We start from the raw sequence: 14,743 nt of genomic DNA on the forward strand, positions 1-14,743 counted from the left end.
CTCCATCTGTCAGGGCACAAGAGACATCGGATGGATTTATAGGAGTCCCAAGGTGGCCGCGTCTATACCTGAGACAGGATTCATCCAAATCAGCTCAGCAAGAAGGCAGTTTCGGAAGGCGCGGCCGAGCCCGGGAGAACGTCGGTCGACTGCGAGAACGCCCTCAATACATCGGATCTATCGAGGTGGTCTCTTCCCGGACCGCGCAGCCCGGCGTCCCGGTCGGTTGTGACGGGTCAGCGGATCTTCTGTGATGCGTCATCGGGCGCCACCGGCCCGCAACTGTGAGGATCGACGACCATGACCAGCAGCGAGACGACCATGACCAGCAGGCGGCACGATTCCACGGGCGGTGGCCTGGCCTGGGACGACGACCGGGACTTCGCCGACGCGGACCGGGGGTTCATCGCCCGCCTTGAGCCCGGCGTGGTGCGGGCCGCGGACGGCCGCGTCGTGTGGGACGCGGACGCGTACGGCTTCCTGGACGGGGAGTGTCCGCCGACCGCCCATCCCTCGCTGTGGCGGCAGAGCGGGCTCGTGGCGCGGCAGGGGCTGTACGAGGTCGTGCCGGGGATCTACCAGGTGCGCGGCCTGGACCTGTCGAACGTGACCTTCGTGGAGGGCGAGCGGGGTGTCGTCGTCATCGACCCGCTGATCAGCGCCGAGGTGGCCGCCGCCGCCCTCGCCCTGTACCGGGAGCACCGCGGCGAACGGCCCGTGACGGGGGTGATCTACACCCACTCGCACGTCGACCACTTCGGCGGTGTCCGCGGCGTCGTCGATCCGGCCGAGGTCACGGCCGGGCGGGTGCCGGTCATCGCCCCGGCCGGGTTCCTGGAGCACGCCGCCAGCGAGAACGTCTTCACCGGGACGGCGATGGCCCGCAGGTCGGGATACATGTACGGGGCCGCGCTGCCGAAGGGGCCGGCCGGGCAGATCGGCTGCGGGCTCGGGCAGACGACGTCGACCGGCACCGTCGGCCTGATCGCGCCGACGGTCGACATCAGCCGCACCGGCCAGGCGGAGACCGTCGACGGGGTACGGATGGTCTTCCAGCTCACGCCGGGCACGGAGGCTCCGGCGGAGATGAACTTCCACTTCCCCGATCTGCGGGTGCTGTGCGTGGCGGAGAACGCCTGTCACACGCTGCACAACGTGCTCACCCTGCGCGGGGCGCTGGTGCGGGACCCCAGCGCCTGGGCGCGGTATCTGACCGAGACGGTACGGCTGTTCGCCGACGACACCGACGTCGTCTTCGCCTCGCACCACTGGCCCACCTGGGGCCAGGAGCGGGCGATCCGCTTCCTGGAGGAGCAGCGCGACGCCTACGCCTATCTGCACGACCAGTCGGTCCGGCTGATCAACGCCGGGTGCACCGGGGCCGAGATCGCCGAGGAGCTGGCCTTCCCGCCCGCGCTCGACAGCGCGTGGCACGCGCGCGGCTACTACGGCACGCTCAGCCACAACGCCAAGGCCGTCTACCAGCGCTACATGGGCTGGTTCGACGGCAACCCGGCCCACCTGTGGCAGCATCCGCCCACCGAAGCCGCCGTCCGGTACGTGGAGTTCATGGGCGGAGCCGACGCGGTGGTCGCCAAGGCGCGCGCGTCGTACGAGGCCGGGGACCTGCGGTGGGTCGCGGAAGTGCTCAGCCACGTCCTGTTCGCCGAACGCGGCCACCCCGAGGCTCGCGCCTTGCAGGCCGACACCTTCGAGCGGCTCGGGCACGGCTCCGAGTCCGGGCCATGGCGCAACTTCTACCTGATGGGCGCCGCCGAACTGCGCGACGGCATCCTCGGGACGCCGACGCCCACCGCACCGGACGTGCTGGCCGCGCTGACGGCCGAGCAGATCTTCCAGTCCATGGCCGTACGCGTCGACGGCCCGCGCGCGGCCGAGGCCGGCCGCCTGCTGCTGCGCTGGGAGTTCACCGACACCGGCGAGGTGTGGACGCTGCTGCTGTCCAACGGGGCGCTCACCCCGATGCGCGGTGACGCTCCGCGGGGTGAGCGGCCCGCCGTGGTGCTGCGGCTGGCCCGCACCACCCTGAACACGGTTCTGGGCGGGGCGACGACCTTCGCCGACGAGATCATGGGCGGGGCCGTCGTGCTCGACGGCGACGCCGGCGCCCTGATCACGTTCGGCTCTCTGCTGGAATCACCGGACCCGGACTTCGCCCTCGTCACTCCGTGACAGCACCGGTGTCGGCGTCGCGCAGCAGCAGGGCCGCCAGCGTCAGGGCCACGTCCCGGGGGTCGGCGAGGTCCAGGCCGGTCAGGTCCTGGATCCGGGCGAGCCGGTTGTCCACGGAGTTGGGGTGCAGGTTGAGCAGGTGGGCGGTGGCCCGGCGGTCCTGACGCTGTTCCAGGTGGGTGCGCAGGGTCGCGACGAGTTCGGGGCGGTCGTCGAGGGGGTCGAGCATGGCGACGATGCGGGCGCTGCCCTCGCTCGGGCGGGACAGGTGGTACTCCAGCAGCACGTCCTCGAGCCGGTGGATTCCGGGCCGCACACCGCAGGCGGCCGCGACCCGGACCACCTCGGAGGTCAGGTGCGCGGCGCGCGGGACGTCGCCGACGGTCGTCGCGGCAGCGGCCGCCAGCCGGAGCTCCGGTCCCGCCGTCTCACGCAGCGACTCCCGCAGCCGAGCGGGCGGTTCGGTCACTCCGGGGACGACGACGTGCCCGCCGTCGCCGTCGAGCACGGCGAGCACCTCCGTGTCGAAGGCCCGGTCCAGTGCCGCCTGGACGCGCCGCAGCAGCCGCCGGACGGTGACCGGGGAAGGCCCGTCGGTGGCCGCCGGCGTGCCGAACCGCACGAACAGCACCAGCACGGGCCCGTCAGGCGTGGCCCCGTCGACGACCGGCCGGCCGTCCAGCAGGGCCCGGGCGCGGGAGCGGTTCTGCTCGTGGCGTTCGGAGGCGAGGGCGACCCGCTCGTCGAGGTAGCTCTCCGCCACGGCGCCCACGACCTGATCGGTTGCCGTGAACAGGGCCTCGGTCAGCTCGGCCAGGGCCTGTTGCTCGCCGGGGCCGGCCATCTCCCGCAGGGCCCGCCACAGTTCCCGTGCGCCCAGGGTGTAGGTGCGCAGCAGCAGGTGGAGCGGCATGCCCTCCTCGGCTCGCTGGGCGGCGCGTTCCTGGAAGTACTCCAGCGAGTCCCACCGGGATCCGTCGGCGGCGCCGCGCAGGAAGAGCCGTATGCCGTGCCGAGCCGTGGCGGCGATCTCCACGTCCTTCACGTCACCCGGCAGCTCGGTGTAGCCGCGCACCTGCTCGAACGCGCCCCGGGCCATGCGCCGGGCGAGTTCGTTGACCTGCGCCTCGCACCGGGCCGCGAGCGCCGCCGCGGCGGGCGACAGACCCGGCGGACGGTCGTCGGAAGCCGGTCGGGATTGTTCCTCGTACGCCATGGCTCACCTCCCCACCGATTGTGATCCGTCACAGTAGCGGGCGCGTACGACTGTGATGCCGATGGGTGTTCTCCCGTGCCCGCAGCCAGCAGGATCGGCGCCACGCCGGTGACACGACTGCGCGAAGGAGCCCCCTCCCCCTATGACCCAGCACACCACGGCAGTTGGCGAGCCGTCGGATGACGCCAGTGGCACGAATCCCGAGACCGTGGCGCCGCATGCCGCACGCACCCTGCACCACATCTGCGTGATCACCGGGAAGCTGCGCACCGGCCCCCTCGACGAACCGGTGGACTTGGCCGCCGGGGACTTCGTCCGCTTGCCCGGAGACGTCAGGGGAGTCGCGACAGCGCCCCGCGAGAGCGGGTGAATTCAATATCCCTGACAATGACCGCGGCTACGTGGTCTCGCGCTGCACGAGCGCCAGGATGTCGCCCGCGGCGGGCCCGCTCGGCGCCGCTGGAGCCGGAGCCCCGACCGCCGCGAGGATGCCGGCGGTGAGGTTGTCGGCCGCCGCGGTGAGGTCCATCCCGATGGTGGTCAGGGCCGGTACCGCGAGCGAGCTCAGGGGAAGGTCGTCGACGCCGATGAGCGCCAGGTCGTCGGGGACGACGACGTGCTGCGTACGGCAGCTCGCCAGGACCGCGAGGGCGATCAGATCGTTGAAGGCGGCGACCGCCGTGACCGGGGTGGCGCCCCTCGTCCACTCCACGACGGCGGCCCGGGCGCCGGCCCGCGAGTAAGGCATGCTGACCACCTGCGGCGCCGGCAGCCCGAGATCACGGCAGGCCCGGGTGGCTCCCTCCAGGCGCGGCAGGCAGAAAGGCCGTTCCCGTGGGTCGTCCAGCGCGGCGTAGCCGATGTGCCGGTGCCCACGGGCCGCGAGGTGCTCGATCTGCAGCCGTCCGATGTCTTCCTGGTTCAGCCCGGTCAGGCCGGTGCCGTCCGGCGTGAACACGCCGTCGAGCAGCGGGATTTCCGCCCGGTGCAGGGACTGCGCGTCGGCGGGCGGCAGGCTGCCGAACGCGACGACCACCGCGGGCTGGACGTGCTGCCACAGCTCTGCCAGCGGCGTGGCCGTCCCGGCGTGGTGCAGGTACACGCAGGTGTAACCGGCCTCGCCCAGCGACCGGCCGAGGGCCAGCTTGAACTGCTCCATGGCCTCCGCGACGGGGAAGTCCGGAATCACGCAGAGCACGACACTGCTCCGGCCCTTGCGCAGCGCACGGCCGGCCCCCGACGGCACGTAGCCGAGCCGCTTCGCCGTCTCCAGCACGCGACGGCGCGTCTCCGCGGAGAGGCCGTGCTCCTCCCTGCCGTTGAGCACGAAGCTCACGGTGGTCTGCGAGACGCCCGCCTCCCGCGCCACGTCCTTGCTGGTGACCCTCGGCAATGCCCCTCCCCGAACCCCTTGCCACGCTTTCGGACACAGGCTACGTTACGGCCACCAGGCGATCTAATACGTATTAGATCGCAGCTTCGGTCGCCGCAATGGCTTGTGGGGGACGGACGCCCCGCACCTGATCTGCCCGAGCCGCCACCCCGATCGATCACCGTCTTCGCAGGCGCCGACGGGGTGGGTCCACACGAGAGAGATCTGTCATGGACGACACGATCCCCGTCAGCACCGTGACGACATCCGGCCGCGTGCCACCTGCCGCCGCTGATCCGGTCCGGTGACCACGGCGCTTCCGCGTCGCACCCCTGCGACCCACCCGAGCCCTGCTGCACGCGACGGCCAGGGCCCTGCCGCGCCCGACGCGGTTACCCCCGCCCCCGCCCTGACCACCAGGTTCGGCGGACACCCGTCCAGTGGACCGGCCGGCGATCACCCGCTGCCCTCGCACAGGTGGCGACGCGTGCTCACAGCCACTCGCGGCCCAGCCAAGACTTCTCCAGGAGAACACGCATGAACCGCAGACCATTGATCGCGTTGCTCGCCGCATCGGCACTGGCACTCGGCACAGCAGCATGCGGCGCCGGCAGCGGCGGGGACGGAGCCGCTCGCACAGGCGCGAACGAGCTCCGCATCGGCCTCTCGTTCGGCCCGTTCACGCTCGACCCGGCCAAGGACGGCGGCGGCGCGCCCAACGTGCTGCGTTCGCTGACGAACGAGTCCCTGTTCCACATGAACGCCGACTACACCGCCAGCCCGGCCCTGGTGAGCGACTACAAGTACGTCGGAGACGGGAACAAGGTCTTCGAGTTCACCCTCAAGAAGGGGATCCGCTTCACCGACGGAAGTCCGCTGAACGCGGCGGCGGTCAAGACCTGGCTGGAGTACTTCGCCAAGCAGCCCGGACCGTACGTCACCTCGCTCGCGATCGGCTCCGTCGAGACCGAGGGCGAGTACACGGTCCGGCTCAACCTCGCCTCGCCGTCCCCGATCGTGCCCCTGCTGCTGTCCCAGTACGGAAACCGGGGCGCAGTCTCCAGCCCCAAGTCCGTCGCCGACCCCGCGAGCCTGGCGACGGGCACGTACGGCGTCGGTCCCTACGTCCTGGACCCGGCCCAGTCCGTGACCGGCGACCACTACACCCTCGTGCCCAGCAAGCACTACCACGATCCGTCGGCCGTCCGCTTCAAGAAGGTGACCGTCCGGATCATCCCCAACCCGTCCGCGATGCTGCGCGCGTTCCAGGCCGAGCAGATCGACTTCGGCACCCTGGACCCCTCCACCGCGCCCGCGGCGGAGAAGGCGGGCGTGAAGGTGATGCACTGGCGCAGCGGCACCGTGGCGGTGACGCTCGCCGACCGCGAAGGCACCGCCACCAAGCCTCTCGGCGACGTCCGGGTCCGGCAGGCGCTGAACTACGCCGTCGACCGTGAGGCGATCACCAAGGCGATGGTCGGCGAGTACGGCCGGCCCACCTCGCAGTACCAGACCGAGTACACCGACCCGGCCCTGGAGAACCGCTACCCCTACGACCCGAAGAAGGCGAAGGCGCTGCTCGCCGAGGCCGGCTACGCGAAGGGGTTCAGCATGAACGTGGTGGACCCGGGGGGCTTGGTCGGCAACTGGGGCGACCCGACGATGCAGGCGGTCGCGAAGGACTGGGAGAAGATCGGCGTGCGCGTCAAGGTCACCCCGGCGACCACCGACTTCGTCCAACAGGCCCTGTCGAAGAAGTTCGCCGCTTTCGAATGGACACCGGACACCTCCCCGACGGTCCTCGCGTACTCGACCCTGTACGGCCCCAAAGCCTCGATCAACCCCTTCGGTGCGTCGAACGCCGAGATCGACGCGCTCTACCGCAAGGGTCAGTCACAACAGGGCGGCCAGGCGGCCGAGACGTTCAGAAAGCTCAACAGCGCGGTCACCGAGCAGGCGTTCAACGTGCCGATCTACGAGTACCACATCCCCTGGGGCATGAACGAGCACATCACCGGGGTCAAGAAGGGCTCCTGGGTGGTCTTCGGTGCCGACCTCGGCTGGAAGGGCTGACGATGGCCGACACCTCGATCGACGCGATGGGAGCGCCGCTCACGCGCTCCCCTCGCGGGCGCACCCTCCGCAGACGCGGCACCGGCGGTCGCAGGATCACCTCGCTGCTGGCCCGCCGCATGGTCACGGCGGTCCCCCTGCTGCTGGTCGTGTCGAGCTTCAACTTCCTGCTGCTGTCGCTCACCCCGGGAGACGCCGCCCGCGCGATCCTCGGCACCAGTGGCACACCGGAACAGTACGAAGCGCTGCGCGGGCAACTCGGGCTCGACCTCCCGGTGTACGAGCAGTACTGGCACTGGCTGGCCCGTGCGCTCTCGGGTGACTTCGGCAGTTCGATCACCAACGGCTCCCCGGTCCTGGAATCGATCACGAGTCGAGTGCCGGTCACCATGTCACTCATCGTCGGCTCGCTGCTCGTGAGCGTCGTGGCCGGCGTCGGCCTCGGCGTCTTCAGTGCCGTCCGTGGTGGAGTCATCGGCAGGGCGGTCGACGCGGTCGCTCTCGTCGGCTGGGCACTGCCGATCTTCTGGGTCGGCTCCGTGCTGGTCGTCGTCTTCGCCATCAAGCTCGCATGGTTCCCCGCGCTCGGGTACGTGCCGTTCACCGAATCGCCCGAGGACTGGGCCCGGTCGCTGGTGCTGCCGGTGACCGCGCTGTCCCTCGGCTCCGTCGCCGCGGTCCTGAAGCAGACCCGGGAGTCCATGCTCGACGTGCTCGGCAGCGAGTACATCAGGATGGCCGCCGCCAACGGGGTCTCCCGCAGGTCGCTGATCTATCGGCATGCCCTCAAGAACGCCGCCATCCCGGTCGTCACCGTCCTGGGTGTCCAGACCGTCGGCCTGCTGGGCGGCGCCGTTCTCATCGAGAGCGTCTTCTCCGTGCCCGGCCTGGGTTCGCTCGTGGTCGGTTCGGCCCTGGCGCACGACATCCCGACGGTCCAGGCGGTCGCGGTGGTCTTCACCGTGGTGGTCATCGTCGTCAACCTGTCGGTCGATCTCGCCTACGGCCTGCTCAATCCGAGAGTGAGCGCAGCATGACCGTGACCGTGACAGAGACTGTGGCCGATGCCGAACCGACGGCATCACCCTCGGCGAACTCTCGCTTCGTGCGCCGTCTGCTGCGACGGCCGCTGGCCGTCGTGTGCCTGGTGTACCTGGCGATCCTCGTCGTCATCGCCGTCGCCGCCCCGATGCTGTTGCCGCAGGTCGGGACCGAAAGGGCCGGCGATCTCGGGAACGCCCTGCGCGGCCCGAGCGGCGCACACCCCCTCGGCGTCGACAGCCTGGGCCGTGACGTCCTCCAGCGACTGCTGGTGGGCACCCGGGTCACGTTGGTCGGCGTCGTCGAGGCGATGGTGGTCGTCCTGGCGCTGGGCATCCCCGTCGGGCTGGTGGCCGGCTACGTCGGCGGCAAGGTCGACCGGGCGATCACCTGGGTCGCGGACCTCGTGCTGTCGCTGCCGGCGATCATCCTGGTCATCGTCGTGCTCTCGGTCTTCCCCCAGAGCGTGGCAGCCGCGATGGTGACACTCGGCGTCCTGGCCGCGCCGGGTCTGGTGCGCGTCGTGCGCGCCGCGACGCTGCCGGTGCGTGAACAGCTCTACGTCGCCGCCGCCCGGGTGTCCGGCATGTCGCGGACCTACATCATCACCCGACACGTGTTCCCCCGGGTCATGGGTCCCATCATCGTGCAGGCCTCTCTGCTGGCGGCCACCGCCCTTCTGGTGCAGACCGGGCTGGCCTTCCTCTCCCTCATCGCCGCGCCTCCGCAGCCCAGTTGGGGAGGCATGGTCGCGGACGGGGTCGGCGCCCTCTTCCAGCAGCCCTGGCTGATCTGGCCACCCGGCCTGGCGATCGCGCTGACCGTGCTGGCGTTCGGACTTCTCGGCGACGCGGTCAGGGACGCGAGCACCGAGGGCTGGTCCCCCAAGTCCGCTCTTCCGCTGGGCGACAGGCACCGAAGTGCGCCCACGCGAGCCGCCGCAGCAGCCACTGTCGTGCCGGGCACGAACGACAGCCTGCTCTCGGTCCGCGATCTCACGGTGTCCTACGCGACGCCCACCGGACCCGTCCGCGCGGTCGAGGGTGTGTCCTTCGACATCGCGCGTGGGGAGACGGTCGGAGTCGTCGGAGAGTCGGGTTGCGGGAAGACCACGACGGCCCTCGCCGTCATCGCGTTGCTCGGCGGCGGCGGCCGGATCGACTCCGGACACGTCCTCTTCGACGGCAGGGACCTCGCGGCCCTGCCGGAGTCCGAACTCCAGGCCGTCCGCGGTACCGAGATCGGTTACGTCTCCCAGGAACCGATGGTGGCGCTCGATCCCGCCTTCCGGATCGGCCGGCAACTCGCCGAAGCCGTCCGGACCAACACCGGAATGAGCCGCGCGAAGGCCAAGAAGCGCGCCGTCGAGCTGTTGGAGCGGGTGCAGCTCCCCGAGCCGCATCTCGTGGCGCGCCGCTACCCGCACGAGCTGTCGGGCGGCATGGCGCAGCGCGTCGTCGTCGCGCGTGCCCTCGCCGGCGAACCGAAGCTCCTGATCGCCGACGAGCCGACCACCGCCCTCGACGTCACCATCCAGGTGGAGATCCTCGATCTGCTGCGCACGCTGCAGCGTGAGCGGGGCATGGCGATCATGCTCGTCACCCATGACCTGGGTGTGGTCGCCGACATGTGCGACCGGGTCGTGGTGATGTACGCCGGCCAGGTCGCCGAACGCGCCGGTGTGCAGGAGCTGTTCGGCGACCCGCACCACCCCTACACCCGGGCACTGCTCGCCTCGAACCCGCACAGCCGGCACGGCTCGGCGGTGCTGCCCACCATTCCGGGCGCGGTCCCGATGCCGGGCTCGTGGCCGCGGGGCTGCCACTTCCGGCCGAGGTGCGCGCACGCCACCGAGCGGTGCGGCGGCGGCGAGATCCCCCTCCTCGAGATCGGCGCCTCCCACGAGGCCCGCTGCCTCTACGCCCACCAGATCGAAGGTGTGTCGTGAACGACGAGACGAACCTCCTCGAAGTCCGCGATCTGTCGGTGCACTTCCGCCGCGGACACGGCTCGCCCGTCCTGCGAGCCGTCGACCGCGTCAGCTTCTCCGTGGCCGAGCGGGAGACCCTGGGCGTCGTGGGCGAATCGGGCTCCGGCAAGACCACCATCGGCCGGGCCGTGCTCGGCCTGGTGTCGCCGACCGGCGGCCGGATCGATTTCGCCGGCGAGGACATCACCCGGGCCGACCACCGACGGCGCCGTGCGCTCAGCCGCGACCTGCAGGTGATCTTCCAGGATCCGTACAGCTCCCTGAACCCGACCCGGACCGTCGCTCAGACGCTGGGCGAGTCACTGCGGGCGGAGAGGCTGGGCGCGGACGAGGTCCGTGACCGGGTCGTCGCCATGCTGGAGCGGGTCGGACTGCCCGCGACCGCCGCGGACCGTCACCCGTCGAGTTTCTCCGGCGGCCAGCGGCAGCGCATCGCCATCGCCCGTGCCCTCGTCGCACGACCACGGCTGGTGATCTGCGACGAACCGGTCAGCGCGCTGGACCTCTCGGTCCAGGCCCAAGTGCTCAACCTGCTCCGGGAGTTGCAGGACGAGTTCGCCCTCGGCTACCTGTTCGTGGCCCATGACCTGGACGTCGTCCGGCACCTCTCGCACCGGATCATGGTCCTGTACCGCGGACAGATCATGGAGCAGGGCCCCGCCGACGCGGTCTACGCGACTCCGGCGCACCCGTACACCAGGACCCTGCTCGACGCGGCGCCCGTCCCGGACCCGGTGCGGCAGGCGGAACGCCGTCTGCGACGCGTACGTACGGGTGACAACAGAGGCCCTGTCTCCCCCGCGGGATGCCCCTTCGCCGGCCGCTGCCCACACGCCGCCCCGCTGTGCCATGCCGAACGGCCACCGCTCGAACAGACCCCGGCGGGCACGACCGTCGCCTGTCACCGGTGGCGGGACCTCGACCTCACGCCGACGGCCGAACCCGGTCGCAGGCTCGACGTCGCCACCGGCCGGGCCTAACCCGCAGCACCCGTCATCGCCCGCCCACGCGTCGGGCCCGGCGGCCATGGCTCGACGTTCCTTCGTCGCCGGTGCGCCGACCGTGGGCAGTCGCCCGATCCGACAACCGAAACGAGACTCCATGACCGTCGTCACCACGCCCGAAGGCGTGTCGCTCCACTACGACACCTTCGGCGACCCCGACCAGCCTCCACTGCTGCTCATCCAAGGCCTCGGAGCCCACATGCTCGGCTGGCGCGCCGACTTCTGCGGGCGACTCGCCGACGCGGGCTTCCACGTCCTCCGCTTCGACAACCGGGACGTCGGCCTGTCGCAGAAGTTCCCGCAGGGCGGCTACACCCTGGCCGACATGGCGGACGACACGGCGGGCCTGCTCACCGCGCTCGACATCCCCGCGGCACACGTCGTCGGACAGTCGATGGGCGGCATGGTCGCCCAGCAACTCGCCCTCGACCACCCCGCGCGCGTGCTGACCCTCGCCCTGATCTACACCGCGCCCAGCACGGACTTCCTCGCCGGACGCGACCTGGTCGACGAGCGGACACAGCGCCCCCGGGCCCGTGACCGCGACGAGGCGATCGCGCTGTACCTGGAGAACGAAGCGGTGTGCGCCTCACCGGGATACGCCCAGGACATCACCTGGCTGCGCGAGCTCGGCGGTCAGATGTACGACCGCGACTACGACCCCGACGGCATCGAGCGACAGCTGCAGGCGCTCGACAACTCCCCCGACCGCACGCCGCACCTGCACCGCGTCACCGTGCCCACCACCATCCTCCACGGCGACGGCGACCGCCTGATCGGCCCCGACGCGTCCGAGGTCATGCACGAACTGATCGCGGACTCGAAGCTGACCATCCACCCCGGCATGGGCCACGAGCTTCCCCAGCCGCTCTGGCCACAGATCATCACCCAGATCCAGGACAACGCGGCACGAGGGAGTGCGTGACATGACACCGGTACACGTGGAAGGCCACGTAGCCGACGGCTTCGAGCCCGTCGCGGACGCCTTCACCGACAACTTCCGCCACCGCGGCGACACGGCGGCCTCCTGCGTGGTGTACGCCCGGGGCGTGCCGGTGGTGGACATCTGGGCCGGTCGGACAGCCAGGGGCGCCTGGACCCCCGACACCCGCACCGTCCTGTTCTCGGTCAGCAAGGGCGTCACCACCGTCTGTCTGTTGATGGCCGCCGAACGCGGCCTGATCGACCTCGACGCCCCGGTCGCGAAGTACTGGCCGGAGTTCGCCGAGAACGGCAAGGAGACGACGACGGTACGGCACGTCCTCGCCCACCGGGCCGGCCTGGCGGCGCCCGAGGCGGACCTGACGTGGGAGGACCTGCGCACCTGGCAACCGGTCGCCGACACCCTGGCCCGGCAGGCACCGGCCTGGGCCCCCGGGACGGCGTACGCCTACCACGCGCTCACGTTCGGCTGGCTGGCCGGCGAGGTGCTGCGCCGGGCCACGGGACTGCGCCCCGGCCAGTGGTTGCGCGAGCACATCGCCGATCCCCTGAACCTGGCGATGACGTTCGGTGCCGACCCCACCTCAGCCGACGTCCACCCCCTGGCGGACCCGCTCCCCGGCACCGACCCGGAGGCCGCCGCCATGATGGCCGCGGCTTTCGCCGAGCCGATGATCGAACGCTCCATCAGCCTGGGCGGTGTCATCGACATCGCCCGGATCATCCAGGCCGCCAACGAGGAACCATGGCTGTCGGCGGAGATCCCGGCCGGCAACCTCGTGGCCGGCGCCCGCGACCTGGCCCGGCTCTACGCGGCCACGGTCGGCGAAGTCGACGGAGTAAGGCTGCTGGGCCCGGACATCGTCCGCGACGCCCGGGTCGTGCGCTCCGAGGGCCGCCCGTTCGTCGGCCCCGACATGAACAGCGGCTGGGGCACCGGCTTCATGACCAGCTCCGCCCTGCGGCCGATGCTCGGCCCCGGCAGCTTCGGCCACGACGGCCTCGGCGGCTGCCTCGGCTTCGCCCACCTGGAATCCGAGATCGCCTTCGCCTACCAGACCGCACAGCCCGGCGGCCAGCCCGACGACCGGGCCAACGCGCTCAGCCACGCGCTGCGTGCTTGCCTGTGAAGACCGGCTCCGCCACCGCACGCCCGAACCAGTCCACAGGAGAACCGGAAACCAGGCCATGACCACGACACTGCCACGTCCCACCGCTCCGACACCCCCCAGCCCGGCCACCCGCGCGGCGAACCGGCTCCTGAACCGCCTGATGCGCCTGCCGGGCACCCGACACGGCTACCGGGTCGAGCGGAACATTCCGACCCCCGCACGCGACGGCGCCGTCCTGATGACGGACCACTACGCCCCCGTCACCGACCGGCCCAAGGGCACCGTCCTCGTGCGCACACCCTACGGACGCGGCTTCCCGCACGACCTGGAGGCGAGGGTCTACGCGGACCGCGGGTATCACGTCGCGCTGCAGAGTTGCCGTGGCACGTTCGGCTCCACGGGAGACTTCTACCCGATGGCGAACGAGGCCGACGACGCCCAGGACGCGGTGGCCTGGCTGCGGACCCGGCCGTGGTTCGACGGGCGGCTCGCGACCGCCGGGTCGTCCTACGTGGGCTGGACCCAGTGGGCGCTGCTGATGGATCCGCCCCCTGAGCTGCGCGCCTCCGTGATCGCCGTCGCCCCGCACGACATGTACGACGCGGCCCACGGCAGCGGGGCGTTCCGTCTCGGGGACTTCCTGTCCTTCGCGGAGATGGTGGTCGACCAGGAGCGATTCACCGGGCTGCGGGCCATGGCCCGGATGCTCGCGCTGAACCGGCGGCTGGCCCCGGTCTTCGGCGCCCTCCCGCTGGCCGACGCGGCCGACGCGGCGACCGGGCACCGTGCGCCATGGTTCCGGGAATGGCTGACCACTCCGGAGCACGACGATCCGGTGTGGGAGCGGCTCAGGCTCGACGACGCCCTTCGGCGGGCGGACGTCCCGGTGCGGCTCACCGCGGGCTGGCAGGACCTCTTCCTCGACCAGACCCTGCACCAGTACGAGTCACTGCGTGCCCGTGGCGTCGACGTCTCGCTCACCGTCGGCCCCTGGACCCACAACGAAGGGGGCCAGAAGGGCATGGGGCGTCTGCTCCGCGGCAACCTCGCGTGGCTGGAGACCCACCTCGCGGGCGAAGGACCGGCACAGCCGCGCTCCGCGTCCCCCGTCGAGGTGTACGTCACCGGACAGGACGCCTGGCGCGACCTGGCCGCATGGCCGCCGGCGACGGGCGAGACCGTGCGCCACCTCCACGCGGGCGGCGGGCTCCTGGCCGACGAGCCGAGCGACGGCGCGCCCTCCACGTACCTCTACGACCCGGCCGACCCCACACCCACCCTCGGCGGCCCCCTGCTCACTCTCGACGCCGGAAGCAAGGACAACGCCGAACTGGAGAGCCGTCCCGACGTGCTCACCTTCACCACCGAACCGCTGACCGCGCCGCTGGAGATCATGGGAACACCCGTCGTCGAGCTGGCGCACACCAGGAGCAACCCGCACGCCGACGTCTTCGTACGGCTCTGCGACGTCGACCTCAAAGGCGTGTCCCGCAACGTCGCCGAAGGACTCCTGCGCCTGGACCCCACCTCGCCCCTCGAGCGGGTGCAGACCGTGCGCGTGCGACTCGACGCCTGCGCCCACCAGGTCAAGGCCGGACACCGCATACGCCTGCTGATAGCCGGCGGCTCCCACCCCCGGTACGCACGCAACGAGGGCACCGGTGAACTACCCGGCACCGGAAGCGAGTTGCGGCCCTGCACCCACACCGTCCACCACGACGGCGAAGCGGTCTCCCGCGTGATCCTGCCGACGCCGTCAGCATGAGACCGGGCACCCGGACGGAGACGATCCGGGAGGCG

11 protein-coding genes are annotated in these 14,743 nt (G+C 71.2%); 9 read left to right on the forward strand and 2 right to left on the reverse strand.

The window, feature by feature from the left end:
• Positions 1-321: 321 nt before the first annotated feature.
• Positions 322-2,193 (forward strand): alkyl/aryl-sulfatase, encoded by a 1,872-nt coding sequence (locus L3078_RS02825; RefSeq protein WP_239760185.1) that lies wholly within the window; start codon positions 322-324, stop codon positions 2,191-2,193.
• On the opposite strand, the gene L3078_RS02830 is transcribed toward L3078_RS02825, so the two are convergent.
• Entirely contained in the window at positions 2,183-3,409 is a 1,227-nt protein-coding gene (locus tag L3078_RS02830; protein ID WP_239750424.1) for a PucR family transcriptional regulator, read from the reverse strand. The two genes, L3078_RS02825 and L3078_RS02830, sit on opposite strands and share 11 nt — an antisense overlap.
• Before the next feature lie 142 nt (positions 3,410-3,551).
• Between L3078_RS02830 and L3078_RS02835 the strand changes: the two genes are divergently transcribed.
• Entirely contained in the window at positions 3,552-3,779 is a 228-nt protein-coding gene (locus L3078_RS02835; protein ID WP_239750426.1) for a hypothetical protein, read from the forward strand.
• Positions 3,780-3,806: 27 nt separating this feature from the next.
• On the opposite strand, the gene L3078_RS02840 is transcribed toward L3078_RS02835, so the two are convergent.
• Positions 3,807-4,802 (reverse strand): LacI family DNA-binding transcriptional regulator, encoded by a 996-nt coding sequence (locus L3078_RS02840; protein WP_239750427.1) that lies wholly within the window; start codon positions 4,800-4,802, stop codon positions 3,807-3,809.
• A 516-nt stretch (positions 4,803-5,318) separates the two neighbouring features.
• On the opposite strand from L3078_RS02840, the gene L3078_RS02845 reads away from it, so the two are divergent.
• The 7 genes from L3078_RS02845 to L3078_RS02875 all read left to right on the forward strand — a co-directional run bounded on the left by L3078_RS02845 (position 5,319) and on the right by L3078_RS02875 (position 14,708).
• On the forward strand, positions 5,319-6,854 hold the full coding sequence (locus L3078_RS02845; protein WP_239750428.1) for an ABC transporter substrate-binding protein: 1,536 nt from the start codon (positions 5,319-5,321) through the stop codon (positions 6,852-6,854).
• A gap of 2 nt (positions 6,855-6,856) precedes the next feature.
• The gene (locus L3078_RS02850; protein ID WP_239750429.1) at positions 6,857-7,891 is read left to right on the forward strand and encodes an ABC transporter permease; all 1,035 of its coding nucleotides are present in this window, start codon (positions 6,857-6,859) and stop codon (positions 7,889-7,891) included.
• Positions 7,892-7,899: 8 nt separating this feature from the next.
• Positions 7,900-9,843 (forward strand): dipeptide/oligopeptide/nickel ABC transporter permease/ATP-binding protein, encoded by a 1,944-nt coding sequence (locus L3078_RS02855; protein ID WP_239750430.1) that lies wholly within the window; start codon positions 7,900-7,902, stop codon positions 9,841-9,843.
• Positions 9,840-10,865: an ABC transporter ATP-binding protein gene (locus L3078_RS02860; RefSeq protein WP_239750431.1), complete on the forward strand. Its 1,026-nt coding sequence runs from the start codon at positions 9,840-9,842 to the stop codon at positions 10,863-10,865. The genes L3078_RS02855 and L3078_RS02860 overlap by 4 nt, the downstream gene beginning before the upstream one ends.
• A 121-nt stretch (positions 10,866-10,986) precedes the next feature.
• Entirely contained in the window at positions 10,987-11,814 is an 828-nt protein-coding gene (locus L3078_RS02865) for an alpha/beta fold hydrolase (protein WP_239750432.1), read from the forward strand.
• A 1-nt stretch (position 11,815) separates the two neighbouring features.
• Positions 11,816-12,961: a serine hydrolase domain-containing protein gene (locus L3078_RS02870; RefSeq protein ID WP_239750434.1), complete on the forward strand. Its 1,146-nt coding sequence runs from the start codon at positions 11,816-11,818 to the stop codon at positions 12,959-12,961.
• Positions 12,962-13,019: 58 nt separating this feature from the next.
• Entirely contained in the window at positions 13,020-14,708 is a 1,689-nt protein-coding gene (locus L3078_RS02875) for a CocE/NonD family hydrolase (protein WP_239750436.1), read from the forward strand.
• The last annotated feature ends 35 nt before the right edge of the window (positions 14,709-14,743 follow it).

The sequence above is a fragment of the Streptomyces deccanensis genome (assembly GCF_022385335.1).
Taxonomy (GTDB): domain Bacteria; phylum Actinomycetota; class Actinomycetes; order Streptomycetales; family Streptomycetaceae; genus Streptomyces; species Streptomyces deccanensis.

Bases quoted from the DNA above. Each gene is read 5' to 3' on its own strand.
- L3078_RS02870 (WP_239750434.1), top strand. From the start codon at position 11,816: ATGACACCGGTACACGTGGAAGGCCACGTAGCCGACGGCTTCGAGCCC.
- L3078_RS02845 (WP_239750428.1), top strand. From the start codon at position 5,319: ATGAACCGCAGACCATTGATCGCGTTGCTCGCCGCATCGGCACTGGCA.
- L3078_RS02865 (WP_239750432.1), top strand. From the start codon at position 10,987: ATGACCGTCGTCACCACGCCCGAAGGCGTGTCGCTCCACTACGACACC.
- L3078_RS02825 (WP_239760185.1), top strand. From the start codon at position 322: ATGACCAGCAGGCGGCACGATTCCACGGGCGGTGGCCTGGCCTGGGAC.
- L3078_RS02835 (WP_239750426.1), top strand. From the start codon at position 3,552: ATGACCCAGCACACCACGGCAGTTGGCGAGCCGTCGGATGACGCCAGT.
- L3078_RS02850 (WP_239750429.1), top strand. From the start codon at position 6,857: ATGGCCGACACCTCGATCGACGCGATGGGAGCGCCGCTCACGCGCTCC.
- L3078_RS02830 (WP_239750424.1), bottom strand. From the start codon at position 3,409: ATGGCGTACGAGGAACAATCCCGACCGGCTTCCGACGACCGTCCGCCG.
- L3078_RS02875 (WP_239750436.1), top strand. From the start codon at position 13,020: ATGACCACGACACTGCCACGTCCCACCGCTCCGACACCCCCCAGCCCG.